General features: G+C 66.6%; 20 protein-coding genes. 12 read left to right on the top strand and 8 right to left on the bottom strand.

The window, feature by feature from the left end; translation table 11 throughout:
* Window positions 1–112: 112 nt before the first annotated feature.
* The gene (locus tag G342_RS0114705; RefSeq protein ID WP_018183925.1) at window positions 113–1,213 is read right to left on the bottom strand and encodes a sugar ABC transporter substrate-binding protein; all 1,101 of its coding nucleotides are present in this window, start codon (window positions 1,211–1,213) and stop codon (window positions 113–115) included.
* Between the two features lie 606 nt (window positions 1,214–1,819).
* Here G342_RS0114705 and G342_RS0114700 point away from each other — a divergent pair.
* The 10 genes from G342_RS0114700 to G342_RS25335 all read left to right on the top strand — a co-directional run bounded on the left by G342_RS0114700 (window position 1,820) and on the right by G342_RS25335 (window position 13,074).
* The gene (locus G342_RS0114700; RefSeq protein WP_018183924.1) at window positions 1,820–3,283 is read left to right on the top strand and encodes an aldehyde dehydrogenase family protein; all 1,464 of its coding nucleotides are present in this window, start codon (window positions 1,820–1,822) and stop codon (window positions 3,281–3,283) included.
* Window positions 3,284–3,286: 3 nt separating this feature from the next.
* Complete coding sequence (xylB, locus tag G342_RS0114695; RefSeq protein ID WP_018183923.1) at window positions 3,287–4,810, top strand: xylulokinase; 1,524 nt, start codon at window positions 3,287–3,289, stop codon at window positions 4,808–4,810.
* Between the two features lie 18 nt (window positions 4,811–4,828).
* Window positions 4,829–5,509: an HAD family hydrolase gene (locus G342_RS0114690; RefSeq protein WP_018183922.1), complete on the top strand. Its 681-nt coding sequence runs from the start codon at window positions 4,829–4,831 to the stop codon at window positions 5,507–5,509.
* A gap of 1 nt (window position 5,510) precedes the next feature.
* Entirely contained in the window at window positions 5,511–6,353 is an 843-nt protein-coding gene (locus G342_RS0114685; RefSeq protein WP_018183921.1) for a MurR/RpiR family transcriptional regulator, read from the top strand.
* 34 nt (window positions 6,354–6,387) lie between these two features.
* On the top strand, window positions 6,388–7,092 hold the full coding sequence (gene rpiA, locus G342_RS0114680; protein WP_018183920.1) for a ribose 5-phosphate isomerase A: 705 nt from the start codon (window positions 6,388–6,390) through the stop codon (window positions 7,090–7,092).
* A 272-nt stretch (window positions 7,093–7,364) separates the two neighbouring features.
* A complete protein-coding gene (locus tag G342_RS0114675) occupies window positions 7,365–8,441 on the top strand; it encodes a substrate-binding domain-containing protein (RefSeq protein ID WP_245557283.1) in 1,077 nt (358 codons plus the stop codon).
* Between the two features lie 87 nt (window positions 8,442–8,528).
* Window positions 8,529–10,055, top strand: coding sequence for a sugar ABC transporter ATP-binding protein (locus G342_RS0114670; RefSeq protein ID WP_018183918.1), 1,527 nt, complete (start codon window positions 8,529–8,531; stop codon window positions 10,053–10,055).
* 59 nt (window positions 10,056–10,114) lie between these two features.
* Window positions 10,115–11,116: an ABC transporter permease gene (locus G342_RS0114665; protein ID WP_018183917.1), complete on the top strand. Its 1,002-nt coding sequence runs from the start codon at window positions 10,115–10,117 to the stop codon at window positions 11,114–11,116.
* A gap of 205 nt (window positions 11,117–11,321) precedes the next feature.
* A complete protein-coding gene (locus G342_RS0114660) occupies window positions 11,322–12,356 on the top strand; it encodes an amidohydrolase family protein (RefSeq protein WP_018183916.1) in 1,035 nt (344 codons plus the stop codon).
* Window positions 12,343–13,074, top strand: coding sequence for an iron-sulfur cluster assembly protein (locus G342_RS25335; RefSeq protein ID WP_018183915.1), 732 nt, complete (start codon window positions 12,343–12,345; stop codon window positions 13,072–13,074). The genes G342_RS0114660 and G342_RS25335 overlap by 14 nt, the downstream gene beginning before the upstream one ends.
* Before the next feature lie 276 nt (window positions 13,075–13,350).
* Here the strand turns inward: G342_RS25335 and G342_RS0114650 are convergent, their stop codons facing one another.
* The 7 genes from G342_RS0114650 to G342_RS0114620 all read right to left on the bottom strand — a co-directional run bounded on the left by G342_RS0114650 (window position 13,351) and on the right by G342_RS0114620 (window position 20,034).
* A complete protein-coding gene (locus G342_RS0114650; RefSeq protein WP_018183914.1) occupies window positions 13,351–14,259 on the bottom strand; it encodes a CehA/McbA family metallohydrolase in 909 nt (302 codons plus the stop codon).
* A gap of 30 nt (window positions 14,260–14,289) precedes the next feature.
* Entirely contained in the window at window positions 14,290–14,973 is a 684-nt protein-coding gene (locus G342_RS24220) for an HAD family hydrolase (RefSeq protein ID WP_018183913.1), read from the bottom strand.
* 68 nt (window positions 14,974–15,041) lie between these two features.
* Window positions 15,042–16,322, bottom strand: a complete 1,281-nt coding sequence (locus G342_RS0114640; RefSeq protein WP_018183912.1) for an ABC transporter substrate-binding protein — start codon at window positions 16,320–16,322, stop codon at window positions 15,042–15,044.
* Window positions 16,323–16,381: 59 nt separating this feature from the next.
* The gene (locus G342_RS0114635) at window positions 16,382–17,236 is read right to left on the bottom strand and encodes a carbohydrate ABC transporter permease (RefSeq protein WP_018183911.1); all 855 of its coding nucleotides are present in this window, start codon (window positions 17,234–17,236) and stop codon (window positions 16,382–16,384) included.
* Complete coding sequence (locus G342_RS0114630) at window positions 17,236–18,168, bottom strand: carbohydrate ABC transporter permease (protein WP_018183910.1); 933 nt, start codon at window positions 18,166–18,168, stop codon at window positions 17,236–17,238. Before G342_RS0114630 ends, G342_RS0114635 begins: the two co-directional genes overlap by 1 nt.
* Complete coding sequence (locus tag G342_RS0114625) at window positions 18,168–19,358, bottom strand: ABC transporter ATP-binding protein (RefSeq protein WP_018183909.1); 1,191 nt, start codon at window positions 19,356–19,358, stop codon at window positions 18,168–18,170. Before G342_RS0114625 ends, G342_RS0114630 begins: the two co-directional genes overlap by 1 nt.
* A 196-nt stretch (window positions 19,359–19,554) precedes the next feature.
* Window positions 19,555–20,034, bottom strand: a complete 480-nt coding sequence (locus G342_RS0114620; protein WP_018183908.1) for an Lrp/AsnC family transcriptional regulator — start codon at window positions 20,032–20,034, stop codon at window positions 19,555–19,557.
* 139 nt (window positions 20,035–20,173) lie between these two features.
* Here G342_RS0114620 and G342_RS0114615 point away from each other — a divergent pair, with 139 nt between their 5' ends.
* Both G342_RS0114615 and G342_RS0114610 read left to right on the top strand, forming a co-directional pair.
* The gene (locus G342_RS0114615) at window positions 20,174–21,658 is read left to right on the top strand and encodes an aminotransferase class V-fold PLP-dependent enzyme (protein WP_018183907.1); all 1,485 of its coding nucleotides are present in this window, start codon (window positions 20,174–20,176) and stop codon (window positions 21,656–21,658) included.
* A 29-nt stretch (window positions 21,659–21,687) separates the two neighbouring features.
* Window positions 21,688–23,433, top strand: a complete 1,746-nt coding sequence (locus G342_RS0114610; protein WP_018183906.1) for a SulP family inorganic anion transporter — start codon at window positions 21,688–21,690, stop codon at window positions 23,431–23,433.
* Window positions 23,434–23,513: the final 80 nt, after the last annotated feature.

Raw genomic sequence — 23,513 nt, 5'->3', positions numbered from 1 at the left:
GCAAGCTCGCCGGACGATCGTCAGGGCGCTGCGCGCATCGGGCCGTCGGCTCCGGCGGACCGGAGCCGACGAAGAGGCGCGCTTGGGGAGGCGCGCCCCGCCGGGGTGAAGGCTACTCGTACTGGATCTGGCCCGTCACCCGGCCCCAGATGTCGTTCCAGTCCATCTTCGGCTCGGCCGCGATGTTCTCGTCGTAAAAGGCCTTGGCGTTGTCGGCGGTGATGATGACGCCCTTGCCATAGAACTCGCGATGGTCCTTCGGCTCCTTTGACGGGTCGAATCCGCCGGTCTTGGCCTGATAGCCAATCGAGAGGCCCATGCCGCCCTGCCAGTAGGGATCCCAGGCGACGGTGCCCGCGAGTTCGCCTTTCTGGATCGCCTCGACAGCGAGCTGGATGCCGTCGATGCCGGTGACCGGAACCTTGCCGGCCCGGCCATCGGCCCGGAGCGCCTCGACGGCGGCGAGCGCCATGTCGTCATTCGCCGCCCAGATCGCGCTGATCTGGTCGCCGAACTGCGTCAGCCAGGCATTGGTCTTGTCGAGCGCCTCGGTCGCCGACCAGTTCGCCACCTGGTAGTCGAGCAGCTTGACGTCGGGATTGGCGGCGAGCGCCTGTTCGAGGCCCTTCTTGCGCTCGATCGCTGGGACGTTCGATTCGATGCCGCCGAGTGCCACGATGCCGCCCTTGCCGCCGATCGCCTTGATCAGCGTGTCGGCCATGGCCTTGCCGTAGGGGACGCCGCTGAACGAGATATGGGCGACGTAGTTCGGGTCGAAGTCCCACGGGTGCAGGTCGGCCGGCTTGTTCCACTGGGTGACGACATAGGCGCCGGCGGCCTTGGCCGCCTCGACGATCGGACGGGCGTCCGGGCTGTCGTTCGGGTCGACATTGATGACGCAATTGCCGCCGGTCTTGGCGAGGATCGCCTTGATGTCGGCGATGCCCTTCTCGCTGTTGCCTTCGGTGACCAGCGTCACATAGTCGGCGCCGACCGATTTTGCGAAGGCGGCGCCGCCCTTGTTCCAGGTCGCGTGATAGGGGTTCGAGAGCGACCGGATCGAGTTGACGACGGTCGGCTTGTCGGCGGCGAAGGCGCGCCTTGTGATGATGGCGGGGAACGCGCTGGCGATGCCGAGGACGCCGGCGCCCTTCAGCAGATCGCGTCGCCTGATCCGCAGGCCGGACGCGCTGGAGATGAGCTTCTTGTCCATTGACCACTCCTCCCTGTTTGAAGCGCCCGGGCCTCAGGTGCGCCTATCGTTTCTGGGTCGTCGCCGTCTGTCCTGTTCCCTGGATGTGCATGTCTGGAGGTCCGCCCCTGCAGGACGGCGTTGGCGCGCCGGTCTGCCGGATGGAGTTCTGGCGGTTCTGCCCGTTGGACCTTCCGCAGCGACCCTCTGAATTATTTGGCCTTGCATAGCTATGCATGCGGCTTTCGGGCTGTCAATCGGACGCGCGCAGTCGTCCGGTTCTCCGGCCGGACGCGCTCCGCTGTTCCATCCGGCGCTCCGCGGGTTCCGGCCAATAGGGTTCGTTAGTAAAACTACTTTTCTGTTGAAAATCCGGCCTGAAACTCCACGACGAACCGATTTCTTGAGGGTGGTCATGATGAGGGGGCCTGGGCAGGAAAGTGCCAGATATCGCTTTGAATGCAGCCAGATACGGTGCAGACGCGGGGGCACGTCGGGGGCGGAATCCGGCGGCCGCGCGGCTCCCTTGCGGTTATGTAGTAATGCTATATCCTGTCATCCAGATTGAGCTTTTCGAGTGTTGCGGCGTGGTGTGATCGCCGTCGCCGGGCTGCAGGGATGGATGGAATGATCTCGGAATTGAGCGGCAAGCTGTTCATCGGCGGCGCGTGGGTGAACGGTGCCGGCGGGCGTATCCCGGTGGAGAATCCGGCCACCGGCGATGTTGTCGGCGAGATCGCCGCGTCGACCGTCGACGAGGTGAATTCGGCCGTCGCCGCGGCCCGCGCCGCATTCCGCCCCTGGGCCGACCTGCCGCCCCGCCTGCGGGCGGCGGCGCTGAAGCGGCTCGGCACGCTGATTGCGGCGGATGCCGACCGCATGGCGCGGATCATGACGCTTGAGCAGGGCAAGCCGCTCAACGAGGCGCGCGGCGAGATCCTGAAGCTCGGCGAGGCCTGCCATTTCTATGCCGAGGAAGCGGTCCGCGTGCATGGCGAGATCATTCCGAACGACACCAACGACCATCAGAGCCTGGTGATCCGAGAGCCGATCGGCGTGGTCGGCGCCATTACGCCCTGGAACTACCCGGCCGAGCTGGTCGGCTGGAAGCTGTGCGCGTCGCTCGCCGCCGGCTGCACCATCGTCATCAAGCCGGCCGACCTGACGCCGTTCACCGCGCTCGCGATCGCGCAGAAGGTCGAGGAATCAGGCATTCCGGCCGGCGTCGTCAATGTGGTGACCGGGCCGGGTTCGGTCGTTGGCCAGGCGCTGGTCGAGCACCCGGATGTCGACAAGATCGCCTTCACCGGCTCGAGCAAGGTCGGCCTGCAGATCCAGCAGTCCGCCACCACGGTGAAGCGCATGTCGCTGGAACTCGGCGGCAATTGCCCGCTGATCGTCACGGCGACGGCCGATCTCGATGCGGCGGTGAAGGGCGCGGCGCGGCGCTCGTTCCGCAACATGGGTCAGATCTGCATCGCCATCAATCGCGTCTATGTCGCCCGCGCCGTCTATGACGAATTCCTGGCCAAGCTGAAGGTCGCGGCCGAGAAGCTGACCATTGGCAACGGCATCGAGACGCCGGACGCCGATCTCGGCGCCATGGCTTCGGCCGCGCCGCTCGCCAAGACGCGCGAGCATCTCGCCGATGCGCTCGCCAAGGGCGCCACGCTGGTGACGGGCGGCTCCGCGCCGGAAGGCGCGATCTATGCGCGCGGCCATTTCTTCCGCCCGACCGTCGTCGCCGGCTGCTCGCACGACATGAAGGTGATGTCCGAGGAGACGTTCGGCCCGCTGATCGGCGTTATGCCCTTCGACGGTCTGGACGAGGCGATCGCCCATGCCAACGACACGCCCTACGGCCTCGCCTCCTATGTCTACGCCAAGGACATGGACGAGGTGCGCTACCTGACCACCCGCCTCGACTATGGCAACGTCGCCGTCAACAATGTCGACGCCGGCGTGATGAACGCCCCCTATGGCGGTCGCAAGCAGAGCGGCGTCGGCTATGAACACGGCCGCGAGGGCATGCTCGAATACATGAACTTCAAGCACATCCGCGTCCGTACCGACGATCCCAAGGGGCGCTAGATCATGACGACAGCCCTTCTGGGGATCGATATCGGCACCTCGGGCTGCAAGGCCCTGCTGATTGACGCGGACGGTGCCGTGCTCGCCAGTTCGACCGCGACCTATCCGCTGGCGCAGCCGCGACCCGGCTGGACCGAACAGGATCCGGCGCTCTGGATCGAGGGCGCGCGCCAGTCGGTCGCCGGGGTGCTGGCGGCGCGGCCGGACGTGGAAATCGCCGGCATCGGCCTGTCGGGCCAGATGCACGGCCTGACGCCGCTCGACGAGGCGCATCGGGTGCTGCGGCCGGCACTGCTCTGGAACGATCAGCGCAACGGCGCCGAATGCGCCGAGATCACGGAGCGAGCCGGCGGATTGGAGGGGCTCCTCGCCCTCACCAACAACCGCATGCTGGTCGGCTATACCGGCGGTAAGATCCTTTGGATACGCAACCACGAGCCGGAGCTCTATGGCCGCATCCGCCATATCCTTAACCCGAAGGACTATCTGCGCCTGGTGCTGACCGGCGAGATCGCCACCGAGGTTTCGGACGCGTCCGGCACCGGGCTGTTCGATGTCCGCAAGCGCGCCTGGTCGGCGCCGCTGCTCGACCGTCTCGATATCGATCCGGCGCTGCTGCCGGAGTGCCATGAATCGCAATTCGTCAGTGGCCGCGTCAGCCGCGCCGGCGCGGCGCTGTTCGGCCTCGCCGAAGGCATTCCCGTTGTCGGCGGTGGTGGTGACAGCGTGATCCAGACGCTCGGCTCGGGCGTGATGCGGCCGGGTGAGCTGCAGACGACGATCGGCACGGCCGGCATCGTCGCCAGCGCGCTCGAGACGCCGATGGACAATCCCGACGGCCGCCTGCAGGTGTTCTGCAACGTCGCGCCCGAGACCTGGCACTGCATGGGCGTCTCGCTCAATGCGGGCGGCGCGATGTCGTGGTTCCGCGACCTGGTGGCGGGCTTCGCCGGCGACGCCGGCAAGCTCTCCTTCGACGAGATCGTCGCGCGGGCCGAGACGAGCCCGGCCGGGGCGAAGGGCTTGTTCTTCCTGCCCTATCTCTATGGCGAGCGCTGCCCCCACCCCGATCCGGCGGCGCGCGGCGCGTTCGTCGGGCTCACCGCCCGGCACGATGCCGGCGACATGGCGCGCAGCGTCATGGAGGGGGTGACCCATGCGCTGCGCGACATTCACGGCCTGATGCAGAAGGCAGGCCTTCGGCACGACGTGATCAAGGCTTCGGGCGGTGGCGCGCGCTCGGCGCTCTGGCGCCAGATGCAGGCGGACCTGTTCGATTGCGAGGTAGTGACGACCGAGGGCGCGGCCGAGGGCGGCGCCTTTGGCGCGGCGCTGGTCGCCGGCGTCGGGCTCGGCGTCTGGCCGGACGCGCGCACGGCGGCGCTGGTCTGCAAATCGTTGACCCGGCAGGCGCCGGATCGCGCCACCGGCGAAACGCTCCGCAGTGCATTCGCGATTTTCGAGGGCCTTTATCCGGTGATGTCGCCCAGCTTCGCGGCGATCTCGGAATCGGCGCTGGACCGATAAGGCGGCAGAGAGGCCGATATGACCAAACCACTCGCCGCCTACAAGGCGCTCATCTTCGATCTTGACGGCACGCTGATCGACAGCGCGCCCGATATCGCCGCCGCCGTGAACGGCTATCTCGCGTCGCGGGGGTGGCCGACGCAGGAGACCGCCTTCGTCGAGCGCTTCATCGGCAACGGCCCGCGCCGGCTGCTGCTCGACATGTTCGTCGAACTGGGCCTGCCCAGCGACGACGCGACGGTCTCGGCGGCGCACGCCGCCTATCTGGCGAATTACGGCGAGGCGCCGGCGCGGCTGACGAAATTCTATCACCATGTCCGCGAGGATCTGGCGGCGCTCAGGGAAGCCGGATTTCGGCTCGGCATCTGCACCAACAAGCCGCATGAGCTGACGCTGCGGATCCTCGGTCTCCTCGGTATCGCGCCGTTGTTCGACGCCGTGCTCGGCGCCGATGCGGTGCCAGCCTGCAAGCCCGATCCCGGCCATCTCCTCGCCGTGGCGCGGCGCATGGGACTTGCCGAGGGCGACTGGGCCTATGTCGGCGATACCGCCGTCGACCAGGCGACGGCCCGGTCGGCCGAGGCTCCGTTCTTCGTCGTCCCTTGGGGCGGCGGCGCGTTGGTCCGCACCCAGCCGGAACAGCGCTTGACGAGATTGCTCGACCTGCTGGCCTATCGGCCGATCCACCAGGAAAGCTGACATGTCGACCAACAGTCTGCTGCAGCGGATTCTCCAGGAACATGACCGCATGGGACCGGCCGAGCAGCGGCTGGGCAATTTCGTCAAGACCCATCCCGGCAAGGTCATCCACATGAGCATGGCGCGGCTGTCGCAGGAATGCGACGTCAGCGATCCGACCGTGATGCGGTTCTGCCGGCGCTTCGGCTTCGAGGGCTACCAGGATTTCAAGCTCAATCTGGCGCAGAGCCTCGTGCCCTCGGCGCCGTTCGCCTATGAGCAGATCGTGCCCGGCGACTCGATCGAGAGCATCGTGCGCAAGACGGCGCGCAACTCGCTGAACGCCATTCAGCGGGCGCTGGAAGACCTGCTGCCCTATCAGATCGAGGAGGGCGCCAAGCTGCTGCAGGCGGCGAGCTGGGTCGGCATCTACGCCACCGGCATTTCCGAGGTGACGGCGATCGACGCCGAGCACAAGTTCCAGCGTCTCGGCATGCGCTGCTCGGCCGTCATGGGGCGCACCAAGCAGTGGCTGCACGCCGAGGCGTCGCGGCCCAACGAGGTGGCGCTGATCTTCTCCCAGTCCGGCCACACCAAGCAGATGGTCGAACTTGCCATCGCCGCCCGCACCGGGGGCGCCCGGGTCGTCTCGATCACCGCCGCCGAGAGCCCGCTGGCGCGCGTCTCGGACGTGCTGATCGCTGTGACGCCCTATGACCGCACCGAGCTGCTGACGCCGCTCGCCTCGCGCCTGAACCACCATCTGGTGATCAACATGCTGGTCACCTCGATTGCCGTCACCAGCGGCAGCGAATTCCCCGACCAGTTGCCGGCGCTCGATTCCTGGCAGACCGACAAGATCTGACCGCCGCCCCCTTTTCGTGTTCCAAGGACAAGCCATGACCGTACAGGATGAAGCCAAGAAGCTGGCCGGCCGCAAGGTGATCGACGAGTTCGTGCGGGACGGCATGAAGCTCGGCCTCGGCTCCGGCACCACCTCACATTTCTTCGTCCGCGAGCTGGGCAAGCATGTCGCCGAGGGCCTGAAGGTCACCTGCACCACGACCTCGCGCGCCACCAACGACGTCGCCCGCGAGGTGGGCATCAAGATCACCGATCCGAACGAGATCGGCGAGCTCGACCTGACCGTCGACGGCCCGGACGAGATCGACCGCCAGTTCCGCATGATCAAGGGCGGCGGTGCCTGCCTGCTCTGGGAAAAGATCATCGCCCATGCCTCGCGCCAGATGATCACCGTCTGCGACGAGACCAAGATCGTCGATCAGCTCGGCGGCTTTCCGCTGCCGGTCGAGGTGGTGCAATTCGCCTGGAAGCAGACCGAGCGCATGGTCGCCGGCCTGCTCGTCGAGCACGGCATAGACGGCGCCGTGATCGTCCGGCGGATGCGCGACGGCCAGCCGGTCGTCACCGATTCCGGCAATTTCATCCTCGATTGCCGCTGCCTCGCCATTCCCGGCCCGGAAGCGCTGGAGATCGAGCTGAACCGCATCCCGGGTGTCGTGGAGAACGGCCTTTTCACGCGCGAGTCGCAGGGCATGGTGGTTGGCTGCTTCGACGGCACTGCCTATGTCGGCATGCGGTGATGTAGTAAAACAAACATTCTGCCGTCGCGGCGTGTCGGCGCTTCGGAATCACCCGCCCAGGCCGGGCGGGACGGCGGGGCATGGTTATTCGATTTAATTCTTGAGTCGAACGCCATCTATTCATGAAATCCTCGCGTTTTACCAACAGGCAGGCGTGCGTCGCGGCGCGTCGTCCCATTGACAGTTGGACCGCGATGTAGTGAAACTAGATTGCTATCCCATTCGGCAGGGACCAGGGAGCCGACGGGAATTGGGAGGATCGATTGACCAACGTGAACAATCTCAGCCGCCGTGGCCTGCTCAAGGCCGGCGCGGCGCTCGGTGTCGGAACGATGCTCGGCGGCGGAACCGCCATGGCGGCCGACCGCGTCTTCGTGCCGTACAGTAACAAGAGCCTCGATTACTACTTCTTCGTCATCCAGGAAGAAGCAGTGAAGCGCGCAGTACAGGCGAATACCTGGGAATTCCAGGCGACCAACGCCAATTTCGACAATACGCGGCAGCTGGAACAGTGGCAGAGCCTGATGCTCTCCGATCCGTCCGCGATCATCAGCGACCCGATCGACAGCCAGGCGATTGTCAGCGCCATCCGCCGCTACAACCAGAAGGGCATTCCGGTCGGTATCATCGACACGCCTGCCGATGGCGGCGATGTCGCGATCACCGTCTCCTTCGACAATTATCTCGGCGGCCAGATGGCGGCGCAGGAGATAATCAAGCGGCTGATTGCCAAGCATGGCAGCCCGAAGGGCACGGTGCTCAACTGCTTCGGCGCGCTGCAGAGCGTGGCTTGGCGCCTCCGGAAGGAAGGCATGGACGCCGAATTCGCCAAATATCCGGAGATCAAGTATCTGGCCCGCCCGACCGAAGGCGCGCTGGACCAGATGCTCGCGGTGACGCTCTCGACCCTGTCGGAATTCCCGGATCTCGACGCCGTCCACGCTCCGTCCGACTCGCCTTCGCGCGGCATCGTCACGGCGCTGCAGCAGAAGGGTCGCTGGAAGAAGGTCGGCGAGGAAGGCCACGTCATCTTCGTCAACATTGACGGCGAACCGGTCGCGCTCAAGTGGATCCAGGACGGCTTCATGGATGCCTGCGTCTCGCAGGATCCGATCGCCTATGGCGAGATCGCCGTCGAGATGCTCGGCAAGCACGCGATGAAGGGGCAGCCGGTTCCGATCGGCGCCTATGAGAACAAGAAGTACTTCTGGGAGAAGGGCGACATCGTCGCCGGCAAGACCGGCCCGACGCTGATCATTCCGCCCTTCGTCATCGACCAGTCCAATTCGGCCGATCCGCGCCATTGGGGCGCGATTGCCGAAACCGAGTGGAAGATCCCCTATACCTAGGGAGACCAGGCGCCGCGCCCCTGACGGGCGCGGCGTCGCCTTCTGCTGCGCCGCGCCGATGCGCGGTCGATCCGATCAAGACGGGAGATGCGCGTGACGGTGCCGATGACAGCCGGATCGCAGGCCGCGGGCGACTATGTTCTCAAGGTGGAGAAGCTCGGCAAGGTCTATGGCGGCGCGATCGCGCTTCGCGATGTCAGCCTCGCCATCCGGCGCGGAACCATTCACGGACTTCTCGGCGAAAACGGCGCCGGCAAGAGCACGCTGGTCGGCCTGATTTCCGGGCAGCGCCAGCCGAGCTCGGGCACCATCTATCTCAACGACGTGCCGCTCGCCCATTCCGACGTGCAGAAGATGGAGGAGGCGGGCGTCTTCCTGGTCACCCAGGAGCCGATGATCATCGATCATCTGAGCGCCGCCGAGAACCTGATGCTGGGCATCTGGCCCCGCCGCTTCGGCTTCGTGAACTGGCGCAAGCTCCGGGCCGATGCGGCGCGCATGCTGGCCGGCACCGGCATCGACGGCGCCATGCGGGCCGGCGCGCTCGACGCGGTCGCCCGGCGCAAGCTCAACATCCTGCGGGCCATGTTCAGCGGCGGCAAGGTCATCATCCTCGATGAGCCGACCGCCGCCCTGACCGTCGAGGACCGCAAGCAGCTGTTCGATTTCATGCGCCGCCTGAAGGCCGACGGCGTCACCTTCATTTTCATCTCGCACTACAATGACGAGATCCTCGACATCTGCGACGCCGTGTCGGTGCTGCGCGACGGCGCGCTCGCCGGCGGCTCGGAGGATGTCGGCAGCCTGACCTCGGCGCAGCTTTCCGAACTGGTGCTCGGCCGCGGCCTCGTGCTGTTCCAGCGCGAGCGCCGGTCGTTCGCCACTGACACTCCGGCCGTCGAGCTGCGCGATATCGTCGGTCCCAGCGTCCGGGTGCCAGCGCTCGATCTCCGGCCCGGCGAGGTCGTCGGCTTCACCGGGCTTCCCGGTGCCGGCGCCAAGGAGCTGGCCCGCTGCATCTTCGGGCTGACGCCGGTCGAAAGTGGCACCATCCGCTTCGCCGACGGATCGGCGACGCAGGACCTGCCGACCTCGCCGCGCGACGCCTTCGCCTCGGGTATCGCTTTCCTGTCCGATGACCGTCGCCGCGACGGCGCGATTGGCCAGATGTCGATCGGCGCCAACATCTCGCTGTCGTCGCTGACGTCGGTCGCCCGCTCGGGCTTCCTGAGCAAGGAGGCCGAGCTGGCCCTGTCGCAACGCTATTTCGACGCGATGGGCATCAAGGCGCCGTCGGCCGAGGTTGCGGTCGACACACTTTCCGGCGGCAACCAGCAGAAGGTCTGCCTCGGCCGCGTGCTGGCGACCGAGCCGCGCGTGCTGATCCTCGACGAGCCGACGCGCGGCATCGATGTCGGCGTCAAGCAGGACGTGCTGCGGATCGTCGACGAATTGAGCCGGACGGGCGTGGCGGTCATCATCGTCTCGACCGATACGGACGAGATCACCCGCGCGGTCGATCGCGTCTGCATCTTCGAGAACGGCACCATCGCCCGCGAACTGACGGGCTCCGAGATAACCAATGACCGGCTCCGTGGCCTCGAGCCGAGCTAGGGCCCGCCAAGGGACCCTGCGCCAGCCGCCATGGACGCCATGCTGATAGCGAGGAAAAGATGAGCCGCACGATGACCGTCGCTGCCAAGACCCCGTCCCAGGCCGGGGCCAAAGCGGGCAGCCGCTCCGCCCTCGGCTGGGTGCTTCACAACGTCGTCTGGATCTGGCTGATCGCGCTGGTCGTGATCTTCGGCCTGTTCAACCAGTTCTTCTTCACCGTCAACAACATGCAGAACATCATGGTGCAGGCCACGGTGCTCGGCATGCTGGGGCTGGCGGTGGCGTTGCCGCTGCTGGTCGCCGAGATCGATCTGTCGCTGCCGGCCAATCTAGGTTTCTCGTCGGCGATCGGCGCCATGGCCTATTCCGACTGGGGCCTGCCTTGGTTCCCGGGCATGCTGATCGGCGTCGGCGTCGCCACCTTCATCGGCTTCTTCAACGGGCTCTGCATCACCAAGTTGAAGATGGTGTCGCTGATCCAGACGCTGTCGATGATGATCATCCTGCAGGGCGCGCTGCTGGCGCTGACGCAGGGCCGCACCATCACCAATCTTTCCGACGGCTATGTCTGGATCGGGCAGGCGACGATCGGCGGCTGGCCGATCATGCCGTTCATCTTCGTCGTCGCGCTGGTCGGCGTCGGCATCCTGCTGACCCGCACCGTGTTCGGCCGGCGCGTCTATGCCGTCGGCGGCAATCCGGTCGCCTCGAATTCGGCCGGCATCCGCGTCGACAGCGTCAAGATCATGATCTACACGCTGGCCGGCTTCCTGGCGGGCATCGCCGGCTTCCTGCTGGCCTCGTGGCAGATGGCGATCACCTCGAACCAGGGCTCGAGCTACCTGCTCTATGCCATCGCCGCGCCGATCATCGGCGGCGTCAGCGTGTTCGGCGGCCGCGGCAACGTCATCGGCGTGCTCGGCGGCGTGCTGCTCCTGACCGTCATCCAGGTTGGCCTCGCCATCATCTCGGTGCCGTCCTTCTATGTCGGCATGATCGGCGGCTTCATGATCTTCGTCGCCGTGGCGATCGACGCGATCCGGGTTCGCTATTTCAGCTGAGCGACAGCCTGGAAGGCTTCGCAGCGCGATTTGCTGCGTTGCAAAAGAATAGAGGAAGCAGCGCGGCATGGCCGGTCGGCTTCCGGACCATGCCGGCCCGAAGACAGACCAAAAGGCGCATCGGGCAGTGATCGCTAAGACAGCAACTAGTGTGGAACCACCAATCGTGGCGTAGTCTCTGCCGATATCACCTGGGAGGGGATTCATGTTTGTGACGTCTGAGGGCGAACGCGTCCTGATTGTCGATGGCCACACCCATCTCTGGGACGGACGTCCTTCGAATTGGCGCAACGACTACGGCAGGACCTTCATCGACACCTTCTGGGGCGGTCATGTCGGCTTTACGCCGATCGAGAAGCGCTGGAACCAGGACCAGTTCCGCTACTACGGAGCGGAGAAGGCGGCGCGCGACCTTTTCATCGACGGCTATTGCGACGCGGCCGTCATGCTCCCCGTCGACCTCCGGGATTTCTACAATGACGGCTTCAACACCACCGAGCAGTGCAGCGAGCTGAAGGCGCTCTGTCCGGACCGCGTCGTGCTGAACGGCCGCATCGATCCGCGCGAAGGCGCGCGCGGGCTGGCGAAGCTCGAAAAGGACCATGACCGTTTCGGCTTCAAGGGCGTCAAGCTCTATACCGGCGAATGGAACGGCAATTCTCGCGGCTACCGGCTCTCCGACGATTTCGTCCGGCCCTATCTGGAGAAGTGCCGCGAGCTCGGCATCGGCATCGTCCATGTCCACAAGGGGCCGACGACGCATCCGCTCGACTATGACGCCTTCGACGTCCGCGACGTAGACCAGGTCGCCACCTCATTCCCGGACTTGAAATTCGTCATCGACCATTGCGGCATGCCGCGCATCGACGATTTCTGCGCCGTCGCCGGCCAGGAGCCCAACGTCTATGGCGGGCTGGCGCTCGTCACCTCCTTCATCCGGGCGCGGCCGCGCCATTTCAAGGCGATGCTGATCGACCTGCTCTGGGGCGTCGGGCCGGACCGGCTGATCTTCGGCTCGGACTACGCCATCACCAGTCCGGACTGGATCATCGAGGCCTTCATGGCCTTCGAGCTCGATGAGGCGGATACGACCGAGGCGGGACACGCGCTCGATCTCGAGGCCAAGCGCAAGATCCTGGGCCTGAACGCCGCCAAGCTTTACGGGCTCGACGTCGAGGCGCTGATGAACCTGCCGCCCGTCACGCTGCCGGGCGACGAGGCCCGCCATGCGGCCGAATGACGGCGTCGCTTCGCCGGCTCAGGACGGCCGGGCTCCCGGCATCCTGACCGCGACCCGGACGGCCGAGGTTGTCGATCGGCTCGGCGAGATCCGCGATCCGGAGCTCGACGAGCCGGTCACCGCCATGGGCTTCATCCAGGCGATCGAGATCGTCGACGGCAAGGTCGGCGTGACCTTCCAGCTGCCGACAGCCTGGTGCGCGGCCAACTTCGCTTTTCTGATGGCGGTCGACATGAAGGCGGCGGTGCGGGCCTTGCCCTGGGTCACGACGGTCGAGATCGTGCTGCTGGAGCATTTCGCAGCGCGCCGCATCAACGAGGCGGTCGGGCAGGATCTCTCCTTCGTCGAGGCGTTTCCGCAGAAGGCCGAGGCCGAGCTGGACAGGCTGCGCCACACCTTCGTCGAGAAGGCGTTCCTGGCCCGCCAGCACGCGGTGCTCGAAAGCCTGCCGAACAGGCCCGGTGATGAGCCGGCGAACTGGACGATCGCCGAGCTGGAAGGACTGGCGCGGCAATCAAGGGCGCTGGCCGAACCGGTCACCCGCTATCTGGCGCTGCGTCGCCCTTTAGGTGGGACATCGGCCTTCGTCAACGCCAGGGGCGAGGCGGTCGCGCCGTCCGGGTGGCCGGCGCATAGACGCGATCTCCGGCGCACGGCGATGACGATGGCTGCGAATGCCGAGCATTGCCGCGTCCTCGCCTCCGCGCGGCTTGCCTGACGATCGTCGGGAAGCCGAAGAGAGAGGCGATGCGGCGCGGGCGGGATAGGGGCTCGACTACCGTTGCGTTGGTCAGGGGGAGAAACCGGAAAAATCGACCCCTGTTCCCCGTACCGCCATGTCCGGTTGACGCGCGCCGCATCTGGTGGGGCAACTGCCGGGACCGGGCTTGGTTCCCGGGACCGGGGTACGTCGGGATCGTCCGACGGGGCTGGCGGCTCCCGCTTCGGCGCGGCGCATGGCCCCTGGGCCACGCGCCGCCCTTGTTTCCAGAGCCTACAGCGTATCCTTCCAGACCGGGTTGGACCAGGCGCGCTTGCCGTCCTCGCCCATCACGATGACACGGAACCACGGGCTTTTCGCCAGCGGCTCGAGCGGCAGCGTCGCGCGGGTCAGACCGGTGCCGAACTGGAAGCTCATCAGATAGCCCTGGCCGACGACGAGCACGCCCTTGGCCGGCGAGCAGGCGACGGTGAGGCTGTCGCCCGAGATCGCGATGTCGTCGATGCGCGGGCCCTGGGTCGAATAGAACTGGCCCTGCTTCAGTGCTTCCAGGATGGCGTCCGGCTCGTTGGCCGAGGCCTTCAGCTCGATCCAGCCGCCGCCGAAATCGGGCGAGCGGAAATGGGCGTCGTCGCAGGCATAGGTGGTCAGTCGGTGACCCTTGTCGAGCATGCCGTCGAGCAGATAGGCGCCGTCGCCCTTGTCGTGCATCAGCTGGCAGCCGTGATTGTAGATCTCGACCGAATGGGCGGCGTCGAGCGTCTCGGCGTCGGCGAGCGACAGGCTGTACCAGGCCGGATGGGCGATGCCGACAAAGGCGCCGGCGGCGCGGGCGCGGCGGGCCAGCGCCGGACCGTCCTCATCCGGCGTCGCCGGAGCGAAGTCGAGCGGCAGGCCGACGGCGACGAAATGCCAGATATCGCTCATCTCCGTGCGCGGGGCGTGCAGTTCGGCCCCGAGCAGGGTGGTGAACTTGTCATCGCGGAAGGCGCGCGTGTCGACCAGCGGCCATTCGTAGTCGGCGAGGAAATGGTCGGTGATGGCGAGGAAGTCATAGCCGGCGTCGCGATAGGTCGCGATCACCTGCTCGGTGGTCAGCAGACCGTCCGAGCGGGTGGTGTGGGTATGGATGTTGCCGCGCAGGAAGCGGCCGACGGTCGAGAAGGGGGCAAGCGAGGTCATGGGGAGGGTCCCGGAAGGGCGAAAGGGGGATCAGGCGGAAGGCTGGAGCGCGTCTTCGGCGACGAGCGGCAGATAGGCGGCGAGCTCTTGGTACGAGCGGACGATCGCTTCGACACCGAGCGCGCGGAGCTTCTCCTCGTGGCCGTCGCGGATATGCGAGGCGCCGCAGAAGCCGATCACCCGCATGCCGGCGGCCCGCGCGGCGGTCACGCCGGTGACGCTGTCCTCGATGACGAGGCAGCGATCGGGCGCGACGCCCATGGCCTTCGCCGCCCGCAGGAACAGATCCGGCGCCGGCTTGCCGTGCGCGACATCGTCGGCGCTGAAGACACGGCCGATGAGGAGTGGCGCCAGCCCGGTCGTCTCGAAGGTGAGGGCGAGGCGGGGATGGCTGCTGTTGGAGCCGACGCAGAAGGGCACGGCGAGCTTCTCGATCAGCGCCTTGACGCCGGGCAGCGTTTGCAATTCGGCGCGAAAGGCGATTTCGAGGGCGCGCGCCGACGTGACGTTGAAATCGTCAGGCAGCGTGACGCCGTATTCCGTCTGAACGCGCCGGTGCGAGGCGCGCTCGTCGAGGCCGACGAAGCCGGCGAGGAATTCCTCCGGCGAAACGGACACGCCGTAGAGGCCGAGCTGCTCGGTCATCACGCGGACGGCGAGCATCTCGCTGTCGACGAGGACGCCGTCGCAATCGAAGATAACGAGGTCGATCATGGAGTCTCCAGGGCTGGACGCCGCGTCGGCAGCTTTGCCGGCGCGGCGCAGCACGCAGATGGCTTGTATTACTTGCCGGCGAGCGCGTTGGTCTCTTCGACCATGGTCTTCAGGCCGTCTTCCGGCGTCCGGTCGCCCCGCATCACCGTACCGATAATATCGCGCTGCTGGCGCCAGATCTTGACGCCATTATTGCCGGGATAGCCACCCCAGGCGGCGGCGCGGTCGATCTGGTTCAGGCTGGTCTTCCAGTTCGGGTTCTGGACGTAGAAATTGCCGAGCAGTTCCGGCGCCAGCGACGCCTTGTTGGTCGGCATGTAGCCCGAGCCGAGGACGGCGATCTTCTGGCCCTCGGGGCCGGCGGCAAACTTGATGTATTCCCAAGCCGCCTTCTGCTTGGCCTCGTCCTTGGTCAGGATCATGCCGGCATTGCCGCCCGTCGGGATGGTGCCGTTGACCTTGTCGGCCACGGGATAGATCGCCGAGCGCAGGTTGAAGCGATTGCCGACCAGATCGGTGAAGGCGCGCGCGCCATTGGTCGAGGAGAACAGGATGCCGACCTTGCCGGCGGCGAACTGCTGGCGGGACTGCTCGAAATCGCGCAGTTCCATGCCGCCCTCGGTGACGAAGCGGCGCGCGAGCTTGAGCGCCTCGAGGCCGGACTGACCGCCGAAGGCGACCGTCACGCCGTCCTCGTTCATGACCGGCGCCCCCTGCTGGGTGATGAGGGCCCGCCACAGCCAGTCGTCCGGCCAGGCCTGGACGTCATAGGCCATGCCGTCGACGCCGTCGCCGAGCGCCTTGATCTTGGCGCCGAGCGCGATCATCTCGTTCCAGTCGGTCGGGAACTTGTCGGGATCACCGCCGGCCTGCTTGACCAGATCGCCATTGTAGAAGACGACCGGCGTCGAGGCGTTGAAGGCGAGGCCGTACTGCTTGCCGTCGACCTGGGCGAGCTTCAGCATGGCGGGGTCGTAATTGGCGGCGAGCCAGTCGGCGCCTTCCGCCTCGACGAAGCCGTCGAGCGCTAGCACCTGGTCGCGCTTGCCGAGATTGTGCACGACTTCGGGCAGAAGGTGGAAGCCGGAGAAATAGATGTCGGGCAGCTGGTTGGTGATGGCGCCGCGCAGCAGGGCCTGATGGCCTTCGTCATAGCTCGGCGGCGAGGCGCGGAACTTGATGATGATGTCGGGGTGCTGCTTCATGAATTCGGCCGCGACCGCTTCATGGAAGGGGTTGTGCGCCGGCCAGGCATGTACGGCGTCGAGCGTGACTGGCTCGGCCTGGGCGGCGCTGGCGCCCATGGCCATGACCGCGCCGAGAAGCGCCGTCCGAAGCAAGGTCTTCATGGAAGTCTCCGTTGGGTTTCGGAAGAGGAGAGGGAGTGGGCAGGGGGCCGCTGCGCGGGTCACTTGACGCCCGTCATGGTGACGCCGCGGATGAAGTGGCGCTGGGCGAACAGGAAGATGATCATCAGGGGCGCGGTCAGCAGGGTCGCCGCCGCCATCAGCGCGCCGAAGGTCGTGCCGCTGTCATTGTCGGCGAAATACATCATGCCGAGCGGCGGCGGCGCGAGCTCGGGGCTGGTGATGACGATCAGCGGCCAGTAGAGATCGTTCCAGTGCGCCGTGATCGAGAAGATCGCGAAGGCGGCGATGGCCGGGCCGGCGCTCGGCACGACGATGCGCCAGAGGATCTCCGCCTCGCCGATGCCGTCGAGGCGGGCGGCGTGGATGATGTCGTCCGGGAACGACTTGAACACCTGGCGGAACAGGAAGATGGCGAAGACCGACAGGAAGAACGGCACCATCAGCGCGAAATAGCTGTCGAGCGTGCCGGTGAAGGCGAGCGCCACATAGAGCGGCAACGCCGGTACCTGGATCGGCACGCAGAGCGCGAACAGTACCAGCGCGAACAGCAGTGCCTTGCCGCGAAACTCGAACTTCGCCAGGGCGTAGGCGCAGGGGATGGCCGTCAGCAGCTGGACGATCAGGATGCCGGCGCAGACCAGCACGCCGTTCAGCATGAAGCGCAGCAGCGGCGCCTGCGACAGCGCGGCGCGGAAATTGTCGAGGCCGACAAAGGTCTCCGGCCACCAGCTGAAATGCGCCGTGAAGACTTCGCTCGCCGGGCGCAGCGAGGTCAGGATCATCCAGTAGAACGGGAACAGGGTGATGAAGACGAAGACGAGCAGGAAGGCGTGCACCGCAAGGTCGCGCGGGCCGAGGCCCTGCCGCCGCAGCCGGGTCAGGAGGGCGGTCATCAGTAGTGCACCTTGCGGTCGAGCAGCCGGGACTGCAGCAGCGACAGGACGAGGATGATGGCGAGGAAGACGATCGTCATCGCCGCCGCCGAGCCCATGCGCAGATACTGGAAGCCTTCGAGATAGGTGGTGTAGAGCAGCACGTCGCTCGCCCCCTGGGGGCCGCCCCGCGTCAGCACGGCAACCGTGTCGAACACCTTGAAGGCGGTGATCGACGAGGTGATGATGACGAACATCGTCGTCGGCCCGAGCATGGGCAACGTCACGGTAAAGAAGCGCTCCCACGGTCGGTCGATGCCATCGACGGCCGCCGCCTCGTAGAGGTCGGCGGGGATCGCCGTCAGCCCGGCGGTGAACAGCACCATGTTGAAGCCGGCCAGCTGCCAGATGCCGATGACGGCCAGCGCCGGCATGATCAGCTCGGGATCGCCGAAGAACTCGAACTGCGGCAGGCCGAGCGCTGCCAGCAGGTGGTTGACCGGTCCGATGCGGCCGTGCAGCAGGTATTTCCAGACCGTCGCCATGGCGATCAGGGTCGAGGTCACCGGCAGGAAGAAGGCGATCTGGTAGAAGCGCCGGCCGCGGATGAGGTCGTTGACCAGAACGGCGAGCAGCAGGCCGCTCAGCACCGAGCCCGGAACGACGAGGGCCACGTAGTAGAGCGTGTTGCGGAAGCCGCGCCAGAAGGTGGGGTCGCTCGCCAGCGCGGTGTAGTTGTCGAGGCCGAGGAACGAGATGCCGAGCGCGCCGAGTTCGTAGTCGGTGAAGCTGAGCGCGAACACCACGATGATCGGCAGCAGGAGCGTGACGATCAAGAGGACGATCGAGGGAGCGGCGAACCAGTAGGCGATGCCGGGCGCGATCTCCGCGCCGAGGCGCCGCCGGCGCTTCGCGCTGCCTTGATGCTCGGCGCCGGCGAGAGCGATCGACATCAGCTTGCCCTCTGCAGGATCAGGTCGTCGTTGCGGGCCGCGCCGGTCGCGCGCAGCTCAAGTCGCTTGCCGTCTGTGCCGAACAGCAGCGCGGCGTCGGCGTCGGCGCCGATGGTGAGAGGCGCGTCGAGGCGACCGCTTCGGCGCAGCGCCTCGATCTCCGCAAGCGGTAGGCGCAGGGTGGCGCGCTGGTCGCCGCCCTGGTCGTGGCGAAGATGGAGCAGCGCGTCGGGACCGAGATTCTCGATCCGGTGAAGCCGCGCCTTCAGGGTCAGCGCCGTGGTGCGATCGGCGATCCGCAACGCTTCCGGTCGTAATCCGAGGGTGACCGGGCCGCGCGCGTCGCACCGCAGCGGCGTCGCCTCGTCACCGAGGGCGATCCGCCCATCGGGGCCGGCATGCGCCGTGAACAGGTTGATCTCGGGGCTGCCGATGAAGCGGGCGACGCGGATATCGGAAGGGTTGGCGTAGAGCTCGGCCGGCGGGGCGACTTGGACGATCTCGCCATCCATCATCAGGGCGACGCGCGTCGACATCGTCATCGCCTCGACCTGGTCGTGCGTGACATAGATGAAGGTGGCGCCGAGCCGGCGGTGCAATTCCGCCAGTTCGCCGCGCATGTGCACGCGCAGCCGGGCGTCGAGGTTGGAGAGCGGCTCGTCCATCAGGAAGACGCGGGGCTGCCGCACCATGGCGCGGGCGAGCGCCACGCGCTGGCGCTGGCCGCCGGAAAGCTGGGCCGGGCGGCGGTCGAGCAGGCTGGTGATCTCGACCTGCGCCGCGACCTTGCCGACATCCTCGGCGACGCCGGCGCGGGCCGCCTTGAGGCCGGGCATCCAGCGGCCGAGAACGGGCAGCCGCGCCAATGTCGGCAGCCGGCGCACCTTGAGCGGCGTCGCGATGTTGTCGAACACCGTCATGTGCGGATAGAGCGCGTAGCTCTGGAACACCATGGCGACGTCGCGGGCCTTGGGCGGCGCGTCGTCGACCACCTGGCCATCAATGGCGATCGAGCCGCCATCCTGGGGGATCAGGCCGGCGATGATGCGCAGCAGCGTGGACTTTCCGCAGCCGGACGGACCGATCAGCGTCAGGAACTCGCCTGCCTCGATCTCCAGCGAGACGCCTTTCAGCGTGCGCGAGCCGCCGAAGTTCTTCTCGATCGAGGCAATGGAAACGGTTGCCGTCATGGCCAGGTCCTTTCGATTTCGGCGGGACCATGGGGACGTTCTATTTCATCAATGTGACACGTCGCGCGTGCAGCCGGGCTCGCGCGACGGCAACTGGCGCCTGCGCGAGGGAAGAGTCGGCCCCTGCAAGGCTTTGCAATGACAGGGTTATTCGGAGCGCGGGCCTATTGATATCCACACGCGGGAATAAGTCGGACTAGCCGCCGACGTCGCGGATCGGGAAGGGGCGCTGCTCCTCGATCGCCTCCATGGCGAAATAGGAGGTGACGGTGTCCAATTCGACCTTCTCGATGAGGCGCTGGTAGAAGCGGTCATAGGAAGCGAGGTCGTGCGTCACGATCTTCAGCATGTAGTCGTAATCGCCGCCGATCCGGTAGAAATCGACGACTTCCGGCATCGACTGCACATGCTGGCGGAAGGTTTCCAGCCACGCCTTGGAGTGGTGGCGGGTCCGGATCATGACGAAGACCACGACATTCATGTCGACGGCCAGGCGGTTCAGCCGGACGGAATAGCCCTGGATGACGCCGCTCTGGTGGATCGCCTGCAGCCGGCGCCAGCAGGCGTTCTGCGACAGGTTCACCTTTTCGGCGAGCTCGCGCTGCGACAGCGATGAATCATTCTGCAAGGCACGCAGAATTCGCAGGTCCATATGATCGAACTTTGGCTTCTTCATCCGATCAAATGATCGAACTTTGCTCTGTAAGTCAATTTGAACGGTGTATTTTCCGCGATGCGAAGTTGAAAGGATGCATCCACCAGCGTCTCCGGCCCGCCCCCGGAGACGAACCGCATCCATCAGAAGGCGCATCGGCATGAATGCCATCAGCGACACGATCGAGACCTCTAGCGCCACCCCGCTGCAGCGCTTTCGCGCCGGCCTCGCAAGTCCTGACGTGGTGCGCGAGCTGCGCGGCGGGCTGATCGGCGAGGGCCGCATGATCGAGGGCCCGTTCGGGCCGAAGCCGCTGCTCTATGCCGATTATGTCGCCTCGGGGCGGGCGCTGCGGCAGGTCGAGGGCTTCGTGATGGACGAAGTGCTGCCCTATTACGCCAACAGCCACACCGAGGCTTCCTATTGCGGTGGCGCCATGACGCGCCTCCGTCGCGAGGCCCGCGCCACGATCGCGCGACTGGTCGGCGCCGATGGCGATTGCGCCGTGATCTTCACCGGCTCGGGCGCCACCGCCGGCATCAACCGGCTCGTGTCGCTGTTCGGCGTCGCCGAGGCGGCGCGGCGCGGCGAGGCGCCGCTGGTGCTGGTCGGCCCGTATGAGCATCATTCCAACATCCTGCCCTGGCGCGAGAGCGGCGCCGAGGTGATTGAGATCGCCGAGGCGGCAGCCGGCGGCCCGGACCTGGCGCAGCTGGAGGCAATTCTGGCCGAGACCGGCGATCGCCGCCTGCGGATCGGCGCGTTCTCGGCCGCGTCGAACGTCACCGGCATACTGACCGACAGCGACGCCGTCACGGCGATCCTGAAGCGGCATGGCGCGCTCGCCGTCTGGGATTATGCCGGCGGCGGTCCCTATCTGCCGATGGACATGGCGCCGGGCGCAGGGCTCGAAAAGGACGCCATCGTGCTGTCGCCGCACAAGTTCGTCGGCGGTCCCGGCGCCTCCGGCATCCTCGTCGTTCGCAAGTCCGCCGTGGCGCGCACCGCGCCGAGCTGGCCGGGCGGCGGCACGGTGTCGTTCGTCTCGCCCTGGGGGCATGACTATGTGAAGGACCTCGCGGCCCGCGAGGAGGCGGGGACGCCGAATGTCGTCGGCGACATCCGCGCCGCGCTCGCCTTCCTCGTCAAGGAAGCGGTCGGCCAGGATTTTCTCGACAGGCGCCATGCCGAGCTGAACGCCCGCGCGCTGGCGACCTGGCGACAGAATCCGCGACTAGGGCTGCTCGGCGTCGACAAGGGCGCGCGCCTGCCGATCTTCTCGATGCGCGTGCTCGACGGCGAGGGCGGATTCGTCCACCACCAGCTATTCACCCGGATGCTGAGCGATTGCTTCGGCGTGCAGGCGCGTGGCGGCTGCGCCTGCGCCGGCCCCTATGCGCATCGCCTGCTCGGCATCGACCAGCCGGCCTCGGACGCCATTCGCGCCAGCCTCGGCGCCGGCCAGGAGATCGAGAAGCCGGGCTGGGTGCGGCTGAACTTCAGCTTTCTGATGGAGGACGCCAAGGCGGATTTCCTGATCCAGGCCGTCGATGCCCTGGCCCGCGACCCTTCCGCATCCGCCACCTATCTGGCCGACGTGGCGACCGCTAGGTTCAAGCCAGGCGCATCGAGCCGCGCCGCCTGACACCTCCTCCAGAACGCGGGCCCGATGCGGTGACTTCCCTTGAACGCTATCTGCCGATCCTCGGTTGGGGCCGTCGCTACAACCGCGTCACGCTGACGAGCGACCTGATCGCGGCGGTCATCGTCACCGTGATGCTGGTGCCGCAATCGCTCGCCTATGCAATGCTGGCCGGCCTGCCGCCGCAGGTCGGCCTCTATGCGTCGATGCTGCCGCTCGTCGCCTACATGCTGTTCGGCACCAGCCGGACGCTGGCCGTCGGGCCGGTCGCCGTCATCTCGCTGATGACCGCGGCGGCGATCAGCCAGGTCGCGGCGCCGGGCTCGCCCGAATATCTCGCCATGGCAGTGGCGCTCGCCTTCCTTTCCGGCGTCATCCTGGTGCTGATGGGCGTGTTCCGGCTCGGCTTCCTGGCCGGCCTGCTGAGCCGGCCGGTCATTTCGGGCTTCATCACCGCCTCGGGCGTCCTGATCGCCTTCAGCCAGCTCAAGCATATTCTCGGCGTTTCCGCCGGCGGCAGCACGCTGCCCGACATGATCGCCGGCCTGATCGGGTCGTTGGCGACGTTCAACCCCTATGCCCTCGCGGTCGGCATCGGCGTGCTCGCCTTTCTCATCTTCGTGCGTTCCTTCCTGAAGGGCCTGCTGCTGCGTCTCGGCGTCGGCCGGTCGCTGGCGGAGCTTCTGGTCCGGCTCGGGCCGATCGCGGCGATCGTCGTGACCACGGCGGCGGCCGTGCTGTTCGATCTCGGCGAGCGAGGGGTGCAGCTGGTCGGTACCATCCCGCAGGGCCTGCCCGTCTTTGCGCTGCCGGAGCTCTCGCTGGCGACAGTGACGACGCTCGCCGGTCCGGCGCTGCTGCTCAGCGTTGTCGGCTTCGTCGAATCGATCTCGATCGCCCAGACGCTGGCGGCGAAGCGGCGGCAGCGCATCTCGCCCAATCAGGAACTGATCGGCCTCGGCGTCGCCAATCTCGCCTCCGGCCTGTCCTCGGGCTATCCGGTCACCGGCGGCTTCGCCCGCTCGGTGGTGAATTTCGACGCCGGCGCCGAGACTCCGGCGGCCGGGCTCTTCACCGCCATCGGCATCGGGCTGGTGACCCTGTTCCTGACGCCCTTCCTCGCCCATCTGCCGCAGGCGACGCTCGCCGCCACCATCATCGTCGCGGTGCTGTCGCTGGTTGATATCGGCGCAATCCGGCGCGTCTACGCCTATTCGCGGCCGGATTTCATCGCCATCGCTGCGACGATCCTGGTGACGTGGATCTTGGGCGTCGAGATCGGCGTCGTCACCGGCGTGGGCGTGTCGCTGGTCCTGCATCTCTATCGCACCAGCCGCCCGCATATGGCGATCGTCGGCCAGATGCCCGGCACCGAGCATTTCCGCAATGTCGAGCGCCATGCCGTCATCACCGATGACAGCGTGCTCGGCCTGCGCGTCGACGAAAGCCTCTATTTCGGCAATTGCAGCTATCTGGAAGACAGCATCTCGAAGCTGGTGGCGGAGCGGCCGAAGGTGAGGCACCTGATCCTGATGTGCCCGGCCGTCAACACCATCGACGCGAGCGCGCTCGACAGCCTCTACGAGATCAACCGGCGGCTCGCGGATGCCGGCATCAGTTTCAACCTGTCGGAAGTGAAGGGCCCGGTCATGGACCGGCTGCATCGTTCCGATTTCCTGTCGCAGCTGTCCGGGCGGGTGTTCCTGAGCCAGATGGAGGCGGTTCGCGCCCTGACCGGGAAGGCTTCGGCCGCCCCGGCGTTTCAGCCGGCCGAATGAGGCGCCCTCCGGCGCGGCCTGGAAAATGCTGGTGACAAAGGCCGCCGAAACGGGCGGGCGACCGACTTCCTTCTCGCGGC

Origin of the sequence: Kaistia granuli DSM 23481 (assembly GCF_000380505.1) — a bacterium.
In the GTDB taxonomy this organism is placed as follows: domain Bacteria; phylum Pseudomonadota; class Alphaproteobacteria; order Rhizobiales; family Kaistiaceae; genus Kaistia; species Kaistia granuli.
This window is presented reverse-complemented; position numbering and strand designations above follow the sequence as displayed.